This is a genomic window from Kocuria sp. GQ42, assembly GCF_059758435.1.
The window spans coordinates 140117-160627 of the sequence record NZ_JCAXEN010000005.1 but is presented as its reverse complement, the minus strand read 5'-3'; the positions used below and the strand labels follow the sequence as shown (position 1 = coordinate 160627).

The window sequence follows — 20511 nt, the reverse complement described above, 5'->3', positions numbered from 1 at the left end:
TGTTGCCGGTGCTGTTGCCGGTGCTGTTGCCGGGGCTGTTGTCGGGGCTGTTGTCGGGCGGCGCGCCCGTTGGCAGACTCGGGGCATGACAGAGCCCCGGGACAGGTACGACGTGGTGGTGATCGGCGGTGGTCCGGTCGGCGAGAACGCGGCCGACCGCGTGGTGCGGGGCGGGCTGAGCGCCGCGCTCGTCGAGGCGGAGCTCGTGGGCGGGGAGTGCTCCTACTGGGCGTGCACGCCCTCGAAGGCGCTGCTGCGCCCGGGCGCGGCCCTCGAGGCCGCCCGCGGAGTGGCCGGCGCGGCGGAGGCCGTCACCGGCCCGCCGGACGCGGCGGCGGTGCTGCGCCGCCGGGACGGGTTCGCGGCGCACTGGGACGACACCGGCCAGGCGGAGTGGCTGGCCGCGGCCGGCGTGGACCTGGTCCGGGGCCGGGGCGCGCTGGCCGGGCCCCGGCGGGTCCGGGTCACCGCCGAGGACGGCGGCGTCCGGGTGCTCGAGGCCCGGCACGCCGTGGTGCTGGCCACGGGCTCGCGGCCGGTCGTGCCCCCGGTCCCGGGTCTCGGGGACGTGCCGTTCTGGGGCACGCGGGACGCCACCGCCGCGCAGGAGGTCCCCGGGTCCCTGGCGGTGCTCGGCGGGGGCGTGGCCGGCACGGAGCTCGCGCAGGCCTTCGCCCGCCTGGGCTCCCGGGTCACGGTGGTCGCCCGCAGCCGGCTGCTGAGCGCCTTCCCGTCCACCGCCGCGCGGCTGGTCGCCGAGGCCCTGGACGCCGAGGGCGTCACGGTCGTCGAGGGGCGGGCCACGGAACGGGTCCGGTCCGTCGGTGACGGCGTCGAGCTCGTCCTCGAGGGCGGCGGGACCGTGTCCGCGGAGCGGCTGCTGGTGAGCACGGGGCGGCGGCCCGCGCTCGCGGACCTGGGCCTCGAGGAGCTCCGCCTGGACCCCTCCGCGCTGCGGGTCGACGGCTCGGGCCTGGTGGCGGGCGCGGAGGGCGGCTGGCTCTACGCCGCCGGGGACGCGGCGGGCGGGCCGCTGCTGACCCACCAGGGGAAGTACCAGGCGCGCGCCGTCGCGGACGCGGTCGTGGCGCGCGCGGCCGGCCGGCTGGGGGCGTCCGCGCCCCCGTGGTCCCCGTACGCGTCCACGGCCGACGGGTGCGCCGTCCCGCAGGTGGTCTTCACCGACCCCGCGGTGGCCTCCGTGGGCCGCTCCGCCGAGCAGGCCCGCGCGGACGGCCTCGAGGTGGACGTCGTGGAGCACGCCATCGACGTGGCCGGGGCGCTCCTGCACCGCGACGACTACCGGGGCTGGGCCCAGCTCGTGGTCGACCGGCGGCGCCGGACCCTCGTGGGCGCGACCTTCGCCGGCCCGGACGTGACGGAGCTGCTGCACGCGGCGACCGTCGCCGTGGTCGGCGAGGTGCCGCTGGAGCGGCTCTGGCACGCGGTGCCCGTCTTCCCCACCATCAGCGAGGTCTGGCTGCGGCTGCTCGAGGAGTACGGGCTCTGAGCCGCCGGGCTCAGAGCAGGGAGCGCAGGATCCGGGCGACGCCGTCCTCGTAGACCGTGTGCGTCACCTCGTGGCACGCGGCCGCGACCTCGTCCGGGGACTGGCCCATGGCCACGCCGCGGGCGGCCCAGTCGAGCATCTCGATGTCGTTGCGGCCGTCGCCCACGGCGACCGTGTGGGACGGGTCCACGCCGAGCCGGCGGCGGATCTGCTCCAGGGCGCTGGCCTTGGAGACGCCGTTGGCGGCGATGTCGAGCCAGGCGCTCCAGCCCACGGAGTACGTGACGCCGTGCAGCCCGGCCTCGTCGATCGCCCGGGCGAACTCCTCCGGGGTGTGCTCCGTGCTGTACACCACCATGCGCACGGCCTTCATCCGCGCCAGCTGGTGCAGGTCCACGCCGATCGCCTCGATGCCGAAGGACGCGTCCTGGAAGCGCTCCGTGGAGTAGAAGGACCCGTCCTCGGTCTCGAGGGCGAACTTCGCGGTGGGCAGGCGCTGCTCGAGGGCCTCGAGGGCCTGGCCGGGGTCGAAGGAGACGCACTCGAGCACCCGGTGGTACGCCGGCAGCTCCGGGTCCAGCTCGAGCGTCATGCCGCCGTTGGAGCACACGGCGTAGCCGCGCTCCTGGCCGATGAGCTCCACCACGGGCAGGGTCGCCCCCTTGGAGCGGCCGGTGGAGATGACCACGTGATGGCCGGCCGCGAGCACGGCCTGGGCCGCCTCGCGCACCGGACGGGACATGTGGCCGTCGTGGTCGACGAGCGTGCCGTCGACGTCGAGGGCCACCAGGTACTGGACGCCCGCCTCCTTCTTCCACCCGTTCGAGCGGGGAGGCTGGACCTTGAGGGGGATCCGGACGTCGGCGGCGGAGCGCGCGGGCGCGGTGGTGCCGCCGGCCGTGTCGCTGAGGTCTTCCGAGTGCTCGACCTTCAGCGGGACGGTGGAGTTGATGCCGACGAGTTCGTGCTGGTCCTCGGTGCCAGCGGTCTTTTCTTTTGTCATGCGGGACATGGTGCCACATCACACCGACAGGATGGCCGAGATGTCGATGTGAGATGAACGGGAGCCGAACGCCTCCCGGCGGCTCAGCGCCGGACGGGGATGACCTCCTGGCCGCGCAGGTAGGGCCGCAGCGCCTCGGGGACGCGCACCGACCCGTCGGCCTGCTGGTGGGTCTCGAGGATGGCGGCCAGCCAGCGGGTGGTCGCCAGCGTCCCGTTGAGGGTGGCCACCGTGCGGGTGCCGCCCTTGCGGACCTTGCCGGCGGCGTCCGTGGTCTCGGGCAGCCGCTCCCGGATGTTGAGCCGCCGCGCCTGGTAGGTGGTGCAGTTCGACGTGGAGGTCAGCTCCCGGTACTTGCCCTGGGTGGGGACCCAGGCCTCGCAGTCGAACTTGCGGGCCGCGGAGGTGCCGAGGTCCCCGGCGGCGGTGTCGATCACCCGGTAGGCGAGCTCGCACTTGGCGAGCATCTCCTCCTCCCACGCGAGCAGCCGCGCGTGCTCCGCCTCCGCGTCCTCCGGGGAGCAGTAGACGAACATCTCGAGCTTGTTGAACTGGTGCACGCGGATGATGCCCCGGGTGTCTCTGCCCCCGGAGCCGGCCTCGCGGCGGTAGCAGGAGGACCAGCCGGCGTAGCGCAGCGGGCCGTCGGAGAGGTCGAGGATCTCGTCGGCGTGGTAGCCCGCCAGGGGGACCTCGGAGGTGCCCACGAGGTAGAGCTCGTCCTTGCCGACGTGGTAGATCTCGTCGGAGTGGGCGACGTCGAAGCCCGTGCCGCTCATGATCTCGGGGCGCACGAGGTTCGGGGTGGTCATGGGGACGAAGCCGTTGTCCACGGCCTGGTCCTGGCCCATGAGCAGCAGGGCGGTCTCGAGCCGGGCGACGTCGCGCTTGAGGAAGTAGAACCGGGCGCCGGAGACCTTGGACCCCCGCTCCATGTCGATGCCGTCCACGAGCTCGCCGATCTCCAGGTGGTCCCTGGGCTCGACGCCCTCCGCGGCGAAGTCGCGGGGCTCCCCGACGGTCCGGAGCAGGACGAAGTCGTCCTCCCCGCCCGTGGGGACGCCGTCGAGGACGAGGTTGTCGACGACCGCGACGAGCTCGTCCTGACCGGCACGGGCGGCCTCCGCGGCCGCCTGCGCCTCCTTGACCCGGGCGGCCAGCTCCTTGACCTCCGCGAGCAGCGCCTGCTTCTGCTCGCCCTGGGCCCGGGCCACCTGCTTGCCGAAGGCGTTCTGCTCGGCCCGCAGGGACTCGTACTCGGTGATCAGCCGGCGGCGCTCGACGTCCGCCTCCAGGATCCGGTCGATCAGGGTGTCGTCCGCCCCGCGGGCACGCTGCGAGGCGCGGAAGACGTCGGGGTTCTCACGGAGCTGGTTGATGTCGATCACCCTGACAGGGTACCCAAGTCCTCGGGACGCGACGGGGGTTAGGGTGGAGGCCCGTCGCGATCCGCCCGGCGCCCCGGGCCCGCGGCCCCGTGCCGCGGCGCCACCGCCCCACCGCACGGCGCCACCGGTCCCCGGCGCCGCAGAACCGAGGAGTCCTTCCGTGACCGCCACTCCCGTGGCCCCCAAACGGGTCGCCGTCGTCATCAACCCCATCAAGGCCGACGCGGACGTCGCCCGCGACGCCGTCATCATCGGGTGCCGCAAGGGCGGGTTCCCCGACCCCGTGTTCTACGAGACCGCGGAGGACGACCCGGGCTCCTCGATGACCCGCGAGGCGCTCGAGCAGGAGGCCGACCTCGTCATCGCCGCCGGCGGCGACGGCACCGTCCGGGCCGTGGCGGAGGCGCTGGTCGGCCACGACACCCCGCTGGGCCTCATCCCGCTGGGCACCGGCAACCTCCTGGCCCGCAACCTGGGCGCCGACCTGGGCGATCCCCACCGCAACGTGGACATCGCGCTCTTCGGCGCGGAGCGGGCCATCGACATGGCCACGTTCCGCGTGGAGCTCGAGGACGGGACCGTGCGGGAGCACGCGTTCTGCGTCATGGGCGGGGCCGGCTTCGACGCCCAGATCATGACGGACACCCGGGACGAGCTGAAGAAGCTGGTCGGCTGGGCGGCCTACGGGGAGGCGGGGGTCCGGCACCTGATCGCGCCCCCGCGGTGGGCCCGCTTCCGGATCGACGACGGCGAGTGGCAGAGCCGCCGCGTCCGCTCCGTGATGGCCGCCAACTGCGGGATCCTCACCGCGGGCCTGATCCTGGTGCCGCAGGCGAAGATCAACGACGGCCTGCTGGACCTCGTGGTGATGTCCCCGCGCAGCACGCTGGAGTGGGCGCTGATGGCCGCCAAGGTCGTGTTCCGGCAGCGGCGCGACCTGCCCGTGATCGAGTTCTTCGCCGCGAAGAAGGTGCGCGTGGAGTTCCACGAGCCCATCGAGTCCCAGATGGACGGGGACGGCACCGGGCTGATCAACGGGTTCGAGTCCGAGATCCTCCCGGGCGCGCTCTCCGTGCGGGTGCCGCCCTCCCAGGGTGACTGACCCGCACGGGCGTCCGGGCCCCGCGGGTCAGTCGGCGGGATCGGGCCGGCGGCTCAGGCCCGCCACGAAGGCGCCCACGAGGGCGAGCACGGCCAGTCCCACGGCCACGAGCGGGCCCTGCCCGCGGTCCGTGAGCGAGGCGCCCGGCTCCGGGACGACCCGGGAGGCCGGCACGAGGTCGAGGGCGTCGGCGGTCCGCGGGTCCCCGACGACGGGGCTCGGGCCGATCTCGACGCGGACCACCTGACTCGGCTCGGGCGGCGCGGCCGCCGCGGCCGGCGGAGCGGCGAGCGCGCAGGCCAGGAGGGCCGGGGCGGCGGCGAGGGCGAGGCGGCGGACGGCGGGAGCAGGCATGGTGGCACCTCCGGTCGGGCTCGGTCCCGACCCGGGGGGTCGATCGACACCGGCTGAAGATCGCGGGCACGGACGCGCCCGCACTCCCCATGGTGCATGTATTCGCAATTGCTAACAAGCGGGGGTGCGGTGCGCGTCCTCGCGTTACGCGCCGTCCGGCGCGCCCTGCGCGGACGGGGTCTCCGGGGCCCGGCGGTCGCGGTCCTGCAGAGCTGCGACCCAGGCCGCCGCCTCGCGGAAGGCGTCGTCGGAGTGGTGCGGGGCCACGGTCGCCACCTTGCGGTCGGCCCGCGGATAGGAGCCGAGGAAGCGCGTGCTGGGACAGACGCGGCGCAGACCCTCGACGGCGTCCGCCACCCGGGCATCGAGGATGTGACCGTCGACGTCCACGCTGAAGAAGTACTCCCCGAGGAAGTTGCCCGTGGGCCGCGACTCGATCCGCGAGAGGTTGACCCCCCGGGTCGCGAACTGCTCGAGGATCTCCATGAGGGCCCCGGCGCGGTCCTCCCACAGGGGGATGACGAGCGTGGTGCGGTCCGCGCCCGTGCGCGGCGGCAGGGGCACCCCGGGCCGGGCCACGAGCACGAACCGGGTGACGGCGGCCCCGTTGTCCCCGATGTCCTCCGCCAGCACCTCGAGCTCGGGGTGCTGCTCGACGACCACGGGCGAGCAGACCGCGGCGTCGAAACCCGCCCGGGACGCCGGCCCCTCGCGCCCCGCCCCGCCGGGGAGCAGCGCGAGCGCCGCGGCGGCCGTGGAGGACGCCGGGACGTAGTCCACGCCCGGCAGCTGCTCGTCCATCCAGCCCCGCACCTGGGCCCAGGCGTGGGAGTGCGTGGAGACCGTGCGGACGTCGGCGAGCGCCGTGCCCGGCGGGGCCACGAGGACGAAGCTGATGGGCACCAGCGCCTCGCGGACGATGCGCAGCTCGCTGCCGGTGGCCACCGCGTCGAGGGTCGCGGTCACGCCGCCCTCCACGGAGTTCTCGATGGGCACCATGGCGGCGTCGACCTCGCCGGAGCGGACGGCCGCGAGCGCCACGGGCACGGAGGACACGGGGAGGCGCTCCGCCTCCCGGGCGCCCGCCACGCTCAGCAGCGCGGCCTCGGTGAAGGTGCCGGCGGGGCCCAGGTAGGCGTACCTCACCGGACGTTCGGGGTCTCGCCCGTCTCGGACACCATGGGCTTCTCGGCGTCCATCCACGCCCCCATGCCGCCCAGGACGTTGATGGGGTCGAAGCCGTACTGCTGGAGGTACGCCGTGGCCTTGAGGGACCGGCCGCCGGAGCGGCAGATCACGTACACGTCCTCGTCCACCGGCACCTCGCCGTAGCGCTCCGGCAGCTGCCGGAGCGGGATGTGCTGGGCACCGGCGATGTGCCCGGCCTCCCACTCCTCGTCCTCGCGCACGTCCAGGACGCGTGCGCCCTCGGGGATCTCCTCCACCGAGGCGCTCGGCAGGCTGTCCAGGTTGTCCATCGTCCGGGTCCTCTCGTCGGGAACGGGCTGTCCCGGACCAGCCTAGTCCGCGGGCACGGGGGCCGGTGCGCCCACCCCGCGGACGGCCGGGGGCTTCCAGGCGGCGCACAGGGACGAAACAATCCCTGTATAAATTGTGCCCTCGCCGCCGGGAGTGCCGTGCGGCGGGTCCGACCAGGCACCTCGTCCGGGTGTCCTCGACAGAAGGAAGAACTCCCATGAGCACCAGCGAACCCCGCAGCGCGGGGCCCGACGCCCCGGACCGCGAGGACCACGGCTTCAAGAAGGTCCTCGGCCGCCTCGACGCGATCGCCCTCGGCTTCGGCGCGATGATCGGCTTCGGCTGGGTCATCCTCACCGGCGACTGGCTGGCCGAGGCCGGGACCATGGGCACCGTGCTGGCCCTCGTCACCGGTGGGCTCATCATGGCCGTCGTCGGACTCGTCTACGGCGAGCTCGTCGCCGCCATGCCGTACGCGGGCGGGGAGCACAACTACCTCCTGCGCGGCATGGGCGCCCGGTGGGCCTTCGTCGGGTCCTGGGCCATCACCGGCGGCTACATCACCATCGTGGCCTTCGAGGCCGTGGCGGTCCCCCGCACCCTGCAGTACATCTTCCCGGGCCTGAGCCAGATCCCGCTGTGGACCGTGGCCGGCTTCGAGGTGAACCTGACCTGGGCGCTGGTGGGGTCCCTGACCGCCGTCATCATCACCGCGATCAACATCCGCGGCGTGAAGCACGCCTCCATGGTGCAGATCTTCGTGATCCTCTTCCTGCTGATCGTGGGACTCATGATGATCTTCGGGGCGTTCACCCGCGGCTCGGTCGACACCATGGAGCCGTTCTTCACGAGCGGCACGGCCGGCTTCTTCCTCGTGCTCGTCACCGTCCCGTTCCTGTTCGTCGGCTTCGACGTCATCCCCCAGGTCTCCGAGGAGATGCACCTGCCGGCCAAGCAGCTGGGCGGGACCATCATCGTCTCCGTCCTGCTCGCCGCGGCCTGGTACGTCATGGTCGTGCTCACCACGTCCTCGGCGATGTCCGGCGCGGACATCGCCGGCGCCGACATCGCGGTCGCGGACGCCATGGGAGCCATGTTCTCCAGCACGACCGTGGCCAACCTGCTCATCGCCGGAGGCATCGCCGGCATCCTGACGTCCTGGAACTCGCTCCTCATGGGGGCGTCCCGCCTGCTCTGGGCGCTCGGCAACTCCCGGATGGTGCCGCAGTGGTTCGGCCGCCTGCACCCCAAGTACAGGACGCCGTCCAACGCCCTGCTCTTCGTGGGCGCCCTCTCCGTCGTGGCGCCGTTCTTCGGCGCGGAGATGCTGGGCTGGCTCGTGGACTCCGGCTCCCCGTCCATCGTGATCGCCTACGCCCTGGTCTCCGTGGTCTTCGTGATCCTGCGCCGGAGCGAGCCCGGCATGGAACGTCCCTTCCGGATCGGCGGCCACGGCCACGGCGGAACGGCGATCGGCGTGCTCTCGGTCGTGCTGTGCCTCGCCCTGATCAGCCTGTACCTGCCCGGGATGCCCGCCTTCCTCAGCGCCCCCGCCTGGACGATCTTCGGGCTGTGGTGGCTGCTCGGGCTCGTGTTCCTGCTGCGCATCCCCACCGGGATCCGGCCGGGCCCCGACGCCGAGCACCGGCTCGTGGCCGAGGTCGAGCGCCGCAGGCCGCGGGGCTGAGACGGCCGCCGCGCCGGGAACCGCCGCTCCAGGCGGTCCCCGGCGCACCGAGAAGGACAGCGAGGGCTGCGGAGGAGGAGGACTGCCCATGGTCACGGTCGCCCAGGTGCTCGGCCTGCCCGGGCTCGGGCTGGAGCCCGTCGTCGAGGCGGCCACCGACCTGCCGGTGAGCTGGGTGGTGACCAGCGAGCTCGCCGACCCCACCCCGTACCTCGAGGGCGGGGAGGTCCTCCTGCTGACGGGCCTCCACACCTCCGCCCGGGCGCACTCCTGGACGGAGTACGTCCGCCGGCTCACGGACCGGGGCGTGGTGGCGCTGGGCCTGGGCGTGGGCGGACAGCTGTCCTACCTCCGCGTGCCCGATGCGCTCGCCGCGGCGTGCGGGGACGCCGGGCTGACCCTGTTCCGGGTGCCCGAGCGCACCCCCTTCCTGGGCATCATCCGCGCCGCGGCCGAGATGCGGGCGGCGGAGGCGCGCACCGCCCTCGAGGCGATGCTCTCCGAGCAGCGGCGCCTGACCCGGGCCGCGGTCGGGCGGAACGGCCCGGCCCGGGTGGTCCGCACCCTGGTGTCGGTGCTCGGCGGCGGGTGGGCGGGCGTCTGCGCGGCGGACGCCCGGATCGTGGAGCGCTCCGGCCCCGGGCTGCCCGAGCTGCCCGCGGGCCGGACGCTCCCCGAGCTCCTCGACCGGCTGCGCCCGGCCGGGCTGCGCGGGTCCCTGAGCGAGTCCGGCCCGGCCGGCGCGGTGGTCGTCCACCCCCTCGGGGTGGACGGCGCCCCCCAGAGCTACCTCGTGGTGGTCCTGCCCGGCCCGGTCGATCCCGTCCGGACCGGCGTGATCGCCACCGCCGTGGCCCTGCTCTCGCTGCACGCGGAGCGCGCGGCGGAGCAGACGCTGTTCCGCCGCCGGGTCCGCGCGGGGGCCCTCGCCCTCCTGCTCAACGGCGAGGTGCGCTCGGCGGACGCCCTGCTGGGGGTGGCGGACGACACGACGTGGTCGACGGCGCCCCGGGTGCGGGTGGCCCGCCTGCGCGGCGGCGCCGAGGAGCTGCGGGACGGCGTCCGACGCCTCGAGGCGCAGGCCGCCCACGGCGCAAGACCGGTGCTCGTCGGGGCGCCGGCCACGGAGCCCGACGGCGAGCAGACCGTCGCGGTGCTGCTGGAGGACCTCCCGGAGCGGCTCGCCGAGGTGCGTGCCGCCGCCGAGGCCTCCGGGCTGCGGGCAGGCATCGGCGGCCCGGCGGCCGTGCACGAGACGGACGCGAGCGACCGGGAGGCCCGCGAGGCGCTGGAGCGCACCACGGACCGGCAGCGCGTCGGCACGTGGGACGACCTCGTGGCGGGCGGCGTCGCCGGTCTTCTCCCGCCCGAGACCGCCCGGGCCTGGGCGCGGCAGCTGCTGGGCCCCGTCGACGGGGCCGGGCGGCTGTCCCTGCTGCGCACGTTCCTCGCCCACAACGGCAACCGGAGCGGGACGGCCGAGGCCCTGGGGATCCACCGCAACACCCTGCAGCAGCGGCTGCAGGAGGTCGAGGAGGCGCTCGGTCGGTCCGTGGACGACCCGCAGCTGCGCGCGGAGCTGTGGATCGCCCTGCGCCTGTCCGACCGGCCCGACCGAGCGACGCCGTAGCCCGTCGTCGTTCCCCTGTGCACTGTGCACGAGGACGTCACGAAGATTCAGCATCCTGCTGGGTCGCCCCGGCGCTAGCCTGGAGCAGTCGGGGGACCGTGGCGGCCCCTCGGCGCCGGCTCCGCCCCGGCTCGTCGTCACCCGGTGACGACGTCCCCGCGGGGGAGCCCGTCCGGAGTCCTACGATGGACGGGCGGGCCCAGTGCTGTCGCCCGCCCGTCCGACGAACCCCCTGACGCAGCGCAGCGCCACCGGTGCCCGGTGGCCCGGCGAGCGTCGAGAAGAGAGGCTGATACATGAGCACCACGGACAAGGCCCCCGCGGCCACCGGCATGAAGGACCGCATCGAGGCGGTCCTCGCCAAGACCCCCACGGGACTGCTGATCAACGGTCAGTGGCGCGACGCCTCGGACGGGGGAACCTTCGAGGTGGAGAACCCTGCCACCGGCGAGGTCATCGCGACCATGGCCTCGGCCACCCGCGAGGACTCCCAGGCCGCGATGGACGCCGCCGCCGACGCCCAGGAGTCCTGGGCCCGCACCCCCGCCCGGGAGCGCTCGGAGATTCTGCGGCGTGCGTTCGACCTCGTGCAGGAGCGCGCCGAGGACCTCGCCCTGCTGATGACCCTGGAGATGGGCAAGCCGCTGGCCGAGGCCGCCGGGGAGGTCAAGTACGGCGGGGAGTTCCTGCGCTGGTTCGCCGAGGAGGCCGTGCGCGACTACGGCCGCTACCTGGACACCCCCGAGGGCAACCTGCGGATGCTGGTCACCCACAAGCCCGTGGGCCCGTGCCTGCTGATCACCCCGTGGAACTTCCCGCTGGCGATGGCCACCCGCAAGGTCGCCCCGGCCGTGGCCGCCGGCTGCACCATGGTGCTCAAGCCCGCCCGGCTGACCCCGCTCACCTCCCAGTACTTCGCCCAGCTCATGCTGGACGCGGGCCTGCCGGCCGGGGTGCTCAACGTCGTCTCCTCCGCCTCGGCCGCGAACGTGTCCGAGCCGATCATGGCCGACCCGCGCCTGCGCAAGGTCTCCTTCACCGGCTCCACCCCGGTGGGCAAGCAGCTGATGAAGCTGGCCACGGACAACGTGCTGCGCACCTCCATGGAGCTCGGCGGCAACGGGCCGCTGATCGTCTTCGAGGACGCCGACATCGACAAGGCCGTGGCCGGGGCCATGGCCGCGAAGATGCGCAACATGGGCGAGGCCTGCACGGCCGCCAACCGGCTGCTGGTGCACGAGTCGGTCGTCGACGAGTTCGTCGAGAAGATGGCCGCGAAGATGGCCGCGCTCACCGTGGGCAACGGCGTGGACGACGGCGTGAGCGTGGGCCCGATGGTCGAGGCCAAGGCTCGCGACTCCGTCGAGGAGTTCGTCACCGACGCCGTCGAGCGCGGGGCGAAGGTCGTCGTCGGCGGGGCGCGCGTGGACGGGCCCGGCTACTTCTTCCAGCCCACCCTGCTGCGCGACGTCCCCGTCGACGCCCGCGCGGTGACCGAGGAGATCTTCGGCCCCGTGGCCCCGGTCGTCACCTTCAAGGACGAGGACGAGGCCGTGGCCCTGGCCAACTCCACCGAGTACGGGTTGGCCTCCTACGTGTTCACCGAGAACATCTCCCGCGGCCTGCGCATCGGCGACCGCATCGAGTTCGGCCTCATGGGCCTCAACGTCGGGGTGATCTCCAACGCGGCCGCCCCGTTCGGCGGCGTCAAGCAGTCCGGCCTGGGCCGCGAGGGCGGGGCCGAGGGCCTCCACGAGTACACCACCACCCAGTACATCGGCGTGGAGAACCCCTGGGCCAACGTCCCGACCCCCGGCACCGGCACCCCCGCCTGAGGTCCTGACCCGCGCTCCCGCACCGGGACGGCGGTCGTCGCAGGCAGCTGCGGCGGCCGCCGTCCCGTGCCGGGGCACTCCCGCCCGGCGCCCCCTATCGTTCCGTCCCGTCCCCACCGTCCCGTCCCCACCGAAAGGAGATCTCGTCGTGACCGAGATCCAGTACCGGCTCGAGCAGGTCCGTCGCCTCGACGGCGCCCTCCCGGGCCCCAAGTCCCGCGAGCTGTCCGAGCGGCGCACCGCGGCCGTCGCCTCCGGAGTCGCCTCCTCCGTGCCCGCCTACGCCGCGGACGTGGACGGCGGGATCGTGCTCGACGTCGACGGCAACCAGCTCGTCGACCTCGGGTCCGGCATCGCCGTGACCAGCGTGGGCGCCTCCGCCCCCGCCGTGGTCGCCAAGGTGCAGGAGGCCGTGGCGCACTTCACCCACACCTGCTTCATGGTCACCCCGTACGAGGGCTACGTGGCCGTCGCGGAGAAGCTCGCCGAGCTCTCCCCCGGCGACCACCCGAAGAAGGCGGCGCTGTTCAACTCGGGCTCCGAGGCCGTCGAGAACGCCGTGAAGATCTCGCGCGTGCACACCGGCCGCCAGGCCGTGGTCGTGTTCGACCACGCCTACCACGGGCGCACGAACATGACCCTCGCGATGACAGCCAAGGTGATGCCCTACAAGCAGGGCTTCGGCCCGTTCGCCGGCGAGGTCTACCGCGTGCCCGTGTCCTACCCGTTCCGGGACCCGGAGGGCATGACCGGCGCCGAGGCCGCCCGCCGCGCGCTGCTCCAGGTGGAGAAGCAGGTCGGCGCCGAGAACGTGGCCGCCGTCGTGATCGAGCCCATCCAGGGCGAGGGCGGATTCATCGTGCCGGCCGACGGCTTCCTGCCCGCGCTGTCCGAGTGGTGCACCGACAACGGCGCCGTGTTCGTCGTCGACGAGGTGCAGTCCGGCATCGCGCGCACCGGCGAGTGGTTCGCCGTGGACCACGAGGGCGTCGTCCCCGACCTGATCACCGTGGCCAAGGGCGTGGCCGGCGGCATGCCGCTGTCCGGCGTGGTCGGCCGCGCCGAGATCATGGACTCCGTCCACGCGGGCGGCCTCGGCGGCACCTACGGCGGCAACCCCGTGGCCTGCGCCGCCGCCCTCGGCGCGCTGCAGACCATCGAGGAGTGGGACCTCGTGGCACGCGCCCGCCGGATCGAGGAGATCATCCGCGAAGAACTGGCCCCGGTGGCCGAGGAGACCGGCACCGTGGGCGAGATCCGCGGCCGCGGGGCCATGATGGCGCTGGAGTTCGTCCGGCCCGGCGGCACGGAGCCCGACGCCGACGCCGCCAAGGCGATCGCCGCGGAGTGCCTCGCGCAGGGCGTCATCATCCTGACCTGCGGGACCTTCGGCAACATCGTGCGCCTGCTGCCCCCGCTCGTGATCGGCGAGGAGCTGCTGCGCGACGGCCTGCAGGTGCTCGCCCAGGCCGTCCGCAACGCGGCGGCCTAGGCGAGATCGAGGGGTCTGGTTCAGTACCCCTCCCGCCGAGGGGTCTCGTTCGCACGGTCAGTCAGTCACATTCCGTCCGGACAGGCCCCCTCGGCGCGGGGAGGGGGGCCGGTCGCGGCCCCTCGCCCCTCGGCTCGGCCCCGTCACCGGTGGTGCGCGATCCCCATCGCCTCCCACACCAGGGCGACCGCCACCGGCACCCGGCCCCGCGTCGTCGTCGTGTGCCGGTGCAGGTCGTGAGCGCAGATCCGGAGCTCCCGCCACCCCGCCGACTCCGTGGCCCGCAACCGCCTGATGTCCAGCACTCGCTGCTCCGCCCGGTCGTGGTGGGCACCCTCGTACTGCAGGCTCAGCCGGTGGCTGTCCAGGGCGAGATCGGGCTGCGCCAGCAGCGTCCCGTCGGGCCCCAGCAGAGGATGGTCGAGCACCAGGCCCCGGATCCCGTGGTCCTCGAGCAGTAGCCGCAGCCGTGTCTCGCCGGACGAGTCCGACCCCACCCGCATCCGCTCGACCGCGGCGCGGGCCGTACGGATGCCACGCCGCCCGGCGTGCTCCCGCACCCCGGTCTCGAGCTCGTCCGGCCGGCACACCGCGGCCACGGCCCGGCGGATCCCGTGGCGGTGGGCGTTGACCAGTCCGTCGGCGAGCACCACTGCCTCCGTCACCGTGAGCTCGGCGCACACGTCCAGGAACGTGCGCACCGGTGACGTGACGGCCACCCCGTGGACGCGGACCACCTCGTGCGGACCGAGGCGTCCCCTCCGGCAGACGACGCCGGGCCGCCTCAGGGCCCTCGAGTCGTCGGCGCGCGTGAGCCACAGCTCCGAGCACCCCTGCCAGGGGGCAGGAGCCCGCATCCGGTGGAGCAGCGCCGCGGAGCGGTGACTGATCACCGTCCCCGGATACCGGCGGGTCAGTGCCCGTGCCGCTTCCAGCAGAGGAGCAGGACAGTCGGCGGGGACCCGCACTCCCCTGCCGACGGGGCTGGTGAGGTCGGCGTCCCGGAGCCGGTGCTCCGCGACGCCCAGGGCGAGGGCCTCCCGACGGGAGAAGCCGATGCCACGGAGCTCGGGCGGCAGGGGTCCGGGGTGTCTCATGCCGAGAGCATGATCGCCACGGACGGGCGGAGGAGGGCGCCAGCACACGGAGTGGCGCAGTCCTGCCTTCCCGGACCGTCATCGCGCCCCGGTGGAGTGCGATTGCGCCGCCGGGCATTCTTCGGCCCCTCCACGGCGAGGGGGCGGGTTCTGCACGTCGCCATCACCGACGGGTCGCTGCCGGACCCTCCGCGCCACTGTTTCCCACCGAACGCGACCCCTCGCGCACCGGGAGCGCCGAACGCGACCCCTCGCGCCTCGGAAGTACCGAACGCGACCCCTCGCGCACGGTGGAGAGGTCAGCCGGAGCAGCGCTCCTGCAGGCCTCTGACCTCCTGGACCACGCTGATGAAGGAGCGCTCGCCCTGCCGGAAGCCGGCGACGGCCTCACGGACCGAGGTGAGCTGCCCGGACAGCTCGTCCGGGGCGGTGGCCGCGAGCTCGTCGACCTCGGTGAACAGCCCGGCGGGATCGTCCCGGAGCTGCTGCGGCGCGGTGCGCACGGTCTCGAGCACACGGGCGCACGTCTCCTGGACGGTGGCCGACGAGGCCCCGCCGGAGGCCGTGGGGCCGCTCGCGGCGGCGGACGCCGGCGCGTCCGACCCGCTGCCGGCCGCGGTGTCCCCGTCGGAGGAGGAGGGCGATGAGCAGCCGGCGAGGGCCAGGAGCAGGACGGACGCCGTCGCCGCGCGGATCGCCGCGGGACGGGGCGCACAGGCGGTGGGCACGGGGGTCTCCTGCGGGTCGGGGAAGATCGGGAACCGGGGCGTGCGGGCACGCCCGGACAGCCGACAGCCTACTAGCCTGGGCTCAGCGCCCTGCGGAGCCCCGGAGGGGGACCGCGCGACCGTCGGACAGGAGCCTGCCGTGACCTCGATCGGAGACCTCAGCGCCGTGCAGCTGCGGGACGCGCTCGCGCGCGGCGAGCTGGGCGCGGTGGAGACCGCCGAGCACTTCCTGGCCAGGATCGAGGCGCGCAATCCGGCGCTGGGGGCGTTCGTCCACGTCGCGGCGGACCTCGCCCTCGACCGGGCGCGCGCGCTCGACGCCCTGCCCGCCGGTGCCGCCCGCGGAGCGCTGCACGGTGTGCCGCTCGCGGTGAAGGACCTGCACGACGTCGCCGGGATGCCCACCACCTACGGTTCCGCCGCCGTGGCCGGGCGGCGCGGCGGCGCGCCCGTGGCGGAGGCCGACGACGACCTCGCGGCCGTGCTCGGCGCGTCCGGGGCGGTGTGCCTGGGCAAGACCCAGGTGCCCGAGTTCGGCCTCAACTGCTACTCCGAGAACCTCGTGGCCCCGCCCGCCCGGAACCCGCACGACCCGTCGACGGGAGCCGGCGGCTCCTCGGGCGGCCAGGCGGCGGCCGTGGCGGCGGGCCTGCTCCCGGTGGCGCCGGGCTCCGACGGCGGAGGGTCGGTGCGCATCCCGGCGGCGGTGTGCGGACTGGTCGGGCTCAAGCCCAACCGCGGCCGGGTGCCCACCGCGGACGCACAGTCGGACGCCGCCCAGCTCGTGGTGAACGGGCCTCTCGCCCGCACGGCCGAGGACGCGGCGCTGCTGCTCGACGTCCTGTGCGCCCCCGCGCCCGGCCCGGCGCACGGCAACGTGGTGCGGCGGGCGGTCCGCGCCGCCCCGCAGGGGTCCTTCCTGGACGGCGTGCGCGCGGCCCGGCGGGGCGACCTCCCGTGGGGGGACCGGCCGCTGCGGATCGGGGTGAGCACCGCCTCCCCGTTCGACGCCGTCCAGGACATCGAGGTCTCCCCGGAGGCCCGCGCCGCCCTCGACGCGGGCGTCGCCCTGCTGCGGGCCGCCGGGCACGAGGTCGAGGAGGCCGAGCTGTCCTACGACCCCGAGTACCCGGGGGCCTTCTTCGACGTGTGGACCACCTCGATGGGCACGGCCCCGCTGGACGACGAGCAGGCGGGAAGGCTGACCGGCCTCGCGGGGGCCTTCCGCGCCCGCGCCCTGCGCCGGTCGGCGGTCGAGCTGGCGCGGGCCGTGGGCGTCCTGCGCCGGATCGAGCAGGACGTGGTGCGGGCCTACGGCGCCTGGGACGTGGTCCTGACGCCCGCGCTCGCCATGACACCGCGGCCGCTGGGCTGGTACTGGGAGGGCTACGACCTCGCGGACCCCGCGGGCGCGGACCAGGACTACCGGCGCCAGTGCGGGTACACGCCGTGGACCTCGGTCGTGAACGTCGTGGGCCTGCCCGCGGTGACCGTCCCGACGCTGTGGACCCGCGCGGCGGGCGACGACGACGGGCCGGTCGTGCCCATGGGCGTCCAGCTCATCGGCCGCCCGAGCGCGGAGGCCCAGCTGCTCGCCGTCGTCGACCAGCTCGAGGACCAGGGCCGCCCCCGCCCCGCCGCCTAGGAGTGGCCCAGGGCCTCCTCCTCCGAATCGGGGTCGTCCGGATCGGTGGCCGCCTGGGGGTCCTCCTCCGGCTCGAAGCCGGTCGCGTTCTCGTCGGTGGTCAGCCCGATGCCCTGCTCGTTGTCCGGGACGGTGCTCTCCGGGCCCTTGCCCGAGCCCTCGGTCGTCCCGCCGGGTGCGTCGCTCATGGTGTCCCTGCCTCCTCGTTCGGTCCTGCCCTGTCTGGTGCCCTCATCCTGTCCCACCGGCCGCGATTCCTCCACCCCCGCGCGGGCCTCCCGCGCGGCACGCAGCACGAAACCTGGCGACCCGATCGCGTGCCAGCCTCCGCGGGCCCGCCGCCCGGCGGTAGGTTGGGCGCCATGACCAATCGTGCGGGCACCGTCGCCCAACCCAGTGACCTCGTCGACCTCGGCAAGCTCCTCGACGCCTACACCGACGTCGTGCCCGACCCCTCGGACCCGGACCAGCGCGTGGCGTTCGGCACGTCCGGGCACCGCGGCTCGTCCCTCAAGGCCTCGTTCAACGAGCAGCACATCGCGGCCATCACGCAGGCCATCGTGGAGTACCGCGCCGGCCAGCGGATCACGGGCCCGCTGTTCATGGGCAAGGACACCCACGCCCTGTCCGGGCCCGCGCAGGACACCGCGCTCGAGGTGCTGGCCGCCAACGACGTCACCGTCCTGCTGGACTCCCGCGACGGCTACGTGCCCACCCCGGCGCTGTCCCACGCCATCCTGACCCACAACGCGGGCCGGGCGGAGGCGGTGGCCGACGGCATCGTCATCACCCCCTCGCACAACCCGCCCGGTGACGGCGGCTTCAAGTACAACCCGCCCAACGGCGGCCCCGCGGACTCCGACGCCACCGAGTGGATCGCCCAGCGGGCCAACCAGTTCCTCGAGAACGGCATGTCCGGGGTCCGACGGATCTCCCTGGAGCGGGCGCGGGCGGCGGAGACCACGGGCAGCTACGACTTCCTCGAGGAGTACGTGCGGACGCTGCCGGAGGTCGTCGACCTCGACGTGGTCCGGGACTCCGGTCTGCACATCGGCGCGGACCCCATGGGCTCGGCCTCCGTGGCCTACTGGGGCGAGATCGCCCAGCGCTTCGGATTGAACATGACCGTGGTGAACCCGCAGGTGGACCCGCAGTGGGCCTTCATGACCCTCGACTGGGACGAGAAGATCCGGATGGACTGCTCCTCCCCGAACGCCATGGCCTCCCTCATCGGCAACCGGGACAAGTACGACATCGCCACCGGCAACGACGCCGACACCGACCGCCACGGCATCGTGACCCCGGACGCGGGGCTGATGAACCCCAACCACTACCTGGCGGTGGCGATCGACTACCTCTTCCGCGAGCGCACCGGCTGGTCCCCGGACGCCGGGGTCGGCAAGACCCTGGTGTCCTCCTCGATCATCGACCGGGTGGCGGCCTCGCTGGGCCGCGAGCTCGTGGAGGTGCCGGTGGGCTTCAAGTGGTTCGTGCCCGGCCTGATGGACGGCTCGATCGGCTTCGGCGGCGAGGAGTCCGCGGGCGCGTCCTTCCTGCGCCGGGACGGCTCCGTGTGGTCCACCGACAAGGACGGGATCATCCTGGCCCTGCTGGCCTCGGAGATCACGGCCCGCACCGGCAAGACCCCGTCCCAGCGCTACACGGAGCTCACCGAGGAGTTCGGCGCCCCCGTCTACCAGCGCATCGACGCCCCGGCGAGCCGGGAGCAGAAGGCCGCCCTGAAGAAGCTCTCCCCGGCCCAGGTCGAGGCGGACACCCTGGCCGGCGAGCAGATCACGGCGAAGCTGACGAACGCCCCCGGCAACGGCGCGGCGATCGGCGGGCTGAAGGTCACCACGAAGAACGCGTGGTTCGCGGCCCGGCCGTCCGGCACGGAGGACGTCTACAAGATCTACGCGGAGTCGTTCCTCGGCGAGGAGCACCTGCAGCAGGTCCAGCGGGAGGCCAAGGCGCTGGTGGACGGCGTCATCTCCTGACGGGCCCCGGAGGCGGTCCGGGCCGGTCCCGGGGCCGGACCCAGACCGCCTCCGCGGCGAGGACGTCCACCTCGACGACGTCCCCGTCCAGCACCACGGGCACCGCGCGGGACCGGTGCTCGCCGAGCACGAGCTCCGTGCCCGGCCGGATGCCGGCGCTCCCGAGCCGGCGCAGCACTCCCGGATCCGCGTCCGAGACCCGGGCCACCACCACGGGACTGCCCGGGGCGACGTCGGCGAGGAGCACGGCCGGGGCGGACGGCACGGTGCCGTCCCGCCGCGGGATCGGGTCGCCGTGCGGGTCCCGCTCCGGATGGTCCAGGAGGGCGTCCAGCCGGGCGACGAACTTCTCGCTCACCGCGTGCTCGAGGACCTCGGCCTCCTCGTGCACCTCGTCCCAGGAGTAGCCCAGGTGGCCGGTGAGGAACGCCTCGAGGATCCGGTGGCGCCGCACCATCTGGACGGCGACGTCCCGGCCGCGGTCGGTGAGGACGATCCCGCCGTGGGCGGACCGGCTCAGCAGCCCCTGCGCGGTGAGCTTCTTGACGGCCTCCGACACGGTGGACGGGGACAGGCCCAGCCGCTGGGCCAGCCCGGTGGTGGTCACGGCGTCCGAGGACCACTCCTGGGCCAGCCAGACCGTCTTCAGGCAGTCCTGGACGGACCGGTTCAGTTCTTCCGCGCGCACTCCCCCAGGCTAGCGACCTGCAGGCGGCGGCGCCCGGCGCCGATCCCCGGGCGGGCGAACCGGGGCGCATTGTGCACCCTGCGGGCCCCCGGCACGAGGAAAACCCGCCCGGACGCCCCGTGTTGCGAACTGTGACGGATCCCGGGACCTTCCGGGGGCGGGAGCCTAGCCTGGCAGGAGTGCCCGAGCGGCGACGACGCCGCCCCGACCCGAGGGAAGGAACCCCCATGTCGCTCCACCTGCTCGAGATCGTTCCCGCCTCCGCGTCCAAGGACGCCGTGACCCAGCTCATCGCCACGGTCTCCGAGGCCGTCTCCGCGGCGGGCGCCGAGTTCATCGAGTCCCAGGTCACGGCCGACCACGGACGGGTGTTCGTGATCGTGGAGGCCGACAGCGCCGAGGGCCTGGCCCAGACCGTGCGCACCGCCGCCGGGGACGCCGCCGCGGAGGTCACCGGCCCCGACGCCGTCCGCCTCGTGGGCGCCGAGCTCGACGACATCAAGAAGCTCAAGGGCGACGCGCAGTACCTGGTGGAGTGGGACATCCCCGCCGAGATCACCATGGAGCAGTACCTGGCGCGCAAGAAGGCCAACTCCCCGAAGTACGCCGAGGTCCCCGAGGTCTCTTTCCTGCGCACCTACGTGCGCGAGGACACCGCCAAGTGCCTGTGCTTCTACAACGCCCCCGACGAGGCGGCCGTGGAGCGGGCCCGCCAGGCCGTGGGCACCCCGTTCGACCGGCTGTTCAAGCTCAACGTCTGAGCGGGACGCAGCACGCGACGACACGGCGGTCCCCGCGAGCCGGGGGCCGCCGTCGTGCTTCGACGCCCCGGGCCCGTCCGCCGAGCGGTCGAGCCCGTCCCGCACTCCCTGGCAG

General features: G+C 74.2%; 18 protein-coding genes. 9 read left to right on the top strand and 9 right to left on the bottom strand.

Annotated elements, in window-relative coordinates; genetic code table 11:
• Positions 1-85: 85 nt before the first annotated feature.
• Positions 86-1510, top strand: coding sequence for a dihydrolipoyl dehydrogenase family protein (locus AC6CH6_RS12070; protein ID WP_498255309.1), 1425 nt, complete (start codon positions 86-88; stop codon positions 1508-1510).
• Positions 1511-1520: 10 nt separating this feature from the next.
• Here AC6CH6_RS12070 and AC6CH6_RS12065 read toward each other — a convergent pair whose 3' ends face one another.
• Positions 1521-2522 (bottom strand): HAD family hydrolase, encoded by a 1002-nt coding sequence (locus tag AC6CH6_RS12065; protein ID WP_017832052.1) that lies wholly within the window; start codon positions 2520-2522, stop codon positions 1521-1523.
• A gap of 74 nt (positions 2523-2596) precedes the next feature.
• Positions 2597-3901, bottom strand: a complete 1305-nt coding sequence (serS, locus tag AC6CH6_RS12060; protein WP_498255308.1) for a serine--tRNA ligase — start codon at positions 3899-3901, stop codon at positions 2597-2599.
• A gap of 160 nt (positions 3902-4061) precedes the next feature.
• Between serS and AC6CH6_RS12055 the strand changes: the two genes are divergently transcribed.
• A complete protein-coding gene (locus AC6CH6_RS12055) occupies positions 4062-5003 on the top strand; it encodes a diacylglycerol/lipid kinase family protein (protein WP_498255307.1) in 942 nt (313 codons plus the stop codon).
• Positions 5004-5030: 27 nt separating this feature from the next.
• On the opposite strand, the gene AC6CH6_RS12050 is transcribed toward AC6CH6_RS12055, so the two are convergent.
• The 3 genes from AC6CH6_RS12050 to AC6CH6_RS12040 all read right to left on the bottom strand — a co-directional run bounded on the left by AC6CH6_RS12050 (position 5031) and on the right by AC6CH6_RS12040 (position 6835).
• Positions 5031-5357, bottom strand: coding sequence for a hypothetical protein (locus AC6CH6_RS12050; RefSeq protein WP_498255306.1), 327 nt, complete (start codon positions 5355-5357; stop codon positions 5031-5033).
• Positions 5358-5501: 144 nt separating this feature from the next.
• Complete coding sequence (gene pheA, locus AC6CH6_RS12045) at positions 5502-6503, bottom strand: prephenate dehydratase (protein WP_498255305.1); 1002 nt, start codon at positions 6501-6503, stop codon at positions 5502-5504.
• Positions 6500-6835 carry a rhodanese-like domain-containing protein gene (locus tag AC6CH6_RS12040; RefSeq protein ID WP_017832057.1) on the bottom strand — a complete coding sequence of 112 codons (336 nt, stop codon included), beginning with the start codon at positions 6833-6835 and terminating at the stop codon, positions 6500-6502. Before AC6CH6_RS12040 ends, pheA begins: the two co-directional genes overlap by 4 nt.
• 218 nt (positions 6836-7053) lie before the next feature.
• Between AC6CH6_RS12040 and AC6CH6_RS12035 the strand changes: the two genes are divergently transcribed.
• From AC6CH6_RS12035 to gabT, 4 genes are all read left to right on the top strand, one after another.
• The gene (locus tag AC6CH6_RS12035; RefSeq protein WP_498255304.1) at positions 7054-8523 is read left to right on the top strand and encodes an APC family permease; all 1470 of its coding nucleotides are present in this window, start codon (positions 7054-7056) and stop codon (positions 8521-8523) included.
• A gap of 88 nt (positions 8524-8611) precedes the next feature.
• Entirely contained in the window at positions 8612-10153 is a 1542-nt protein-coding gene (locus AC6CH6_RS12030) for a PucR family transcriptional regulator (RefSeq protein WP_498255303.1), read from the top strand.
• Positions 10154-10449: 296 nt separating this feature from the next.
• Positions 10450-11988 carry an NAD-dependent succinate-semialdehyde dehydrogenase gene (locus AC6CH6_RS12025; RefSeq protein ID WP_498255302.1) on the top strand — a complete coding sequence of 513 codons (1539 nt, stop codon included), beginning with the start codon at positions 10450-10452 and terminating at the stop codon, positions 11986-11988.
• Positions 11989-12136: 148 nt separating this feature from the next.
• On the top strand, positions 12137-13480 hold the full coding sequence (gene gabT, locus AC6CH6_RS12020; RefSeq protein ID WP_498255301.1) for a 4-aminobutyrate--2-oxoglutarate transaminase: 1344 nt from the start codon (positions 12137-12139) through the stop codon (positions 13478-13480).
• 143 nt (positions 13481-13623) lie between these two features.
• On the opposite strand, the gene AC6CH6_RS12015 is transcribed toward gabT, so the two are convergent.
• A complete protein-coding gene (locus tag AC6CH6_RS12015) occupies positions 13624-14577 on the bottom strand; it encodes a hypothetical protein (RefSeq protein WP_498255300.1) in 954 nt (317 codons plus the stop codon).
• Positions 14578-14876: 299 nt separating this feature from the next.
• Positions 14877-15305, bottom strand: a complete 429-nt coding sequence (locus tag AC6CH6_RS12010; RefSeq protein ID WP_498255299.1) for a hypothetical protein — start codon at positions 15303-15305, stop codon at positions 14877-14879.
• Between the two features lie 139 nt (positions 15306-15444).
• Here AC6CH6_RS12010 and AC6CH6_RS12005 point away from each other — a divergent pair, with 139 nt between their 5' ends.
• Positions 15445-16950, top strand: coding sequence for an amidase (locus AC6CH6_RS12005; RefSeq protein ID WP_498255298.1), 1506 nt, complete (start codon positions 15445-15447; stop codon positions 16948-16950).
• Here the strand turns inward: AC6CH6_RS12005 and AC6CH6_RS12000 are convergent.
• Positions 16947-17138 carry a hypothetical protein gene (locus tag AC6CH6_RS12000; protein ID WP_498255297.1) on the bottom strand — a complete coding sequence of 64 codons (192 nt, stop codon included), beginning with the start codon at positions 17136-17138 and terminating at the stop codon, positions 16947-16949. The two genes, AC6CH6_RS12005 and AC6CH6_RS12000, sit on opposite strands and share 4 nt — an antisense overlap.
• A gap of 174 nt (positions 17139-17312) precedes the next feature.
• Here AC6CH6_RS12000 and pgm point away from each other — a divergent pair, with 174 nt between their 5' ends.
• A complete protein-coding gene (gene pgm, locus AC6CH6_RS11995) occupies positions 17313-18947 on the top strand; it encodes a phosphoglucomutase (alpha-D-glucose-1,6-bisphosphate-dependent) (protein ID WP_498255296.1) in 1635 nt (544 codons plus the stop codon).
• Here the strand turns inward: pgm and AC6CH6_RS11990 are convergent.
• The gene (locus AC6CH6_RS11990; protein WP_498255295.1) at positions 18937-19635 is read right to left on the bottom strand and encodes a metal-dependent transcriptional regulator; all 699 of its coding nucleotides are present in this window, start codon (positions 19633-19635) and stop codon (positions 18937-18939) included. The genes pgm and AC6CH6_RS11990 overlap by 11 nt on opposite strands.
• 227 nt (positions 19636-19862) lie before the next feature.
• On the opposite strand from AC6CH6_RS11990, the gene AC6CH6_RS11985 reads away from it, so the two are divergent.
• Positions 19863-20396, top strand: a complete 534-nt coding sequence (locus tag AC6CH6_RS11985) for a DUF4242 domain-containing protein (RefSeq protein ID WP_017832068.1) — start codon at positions 19863-19865, stop codon at positions 20394-20396.
• Positions 20397-20511 lie beyond the last annotated feature (115 nt).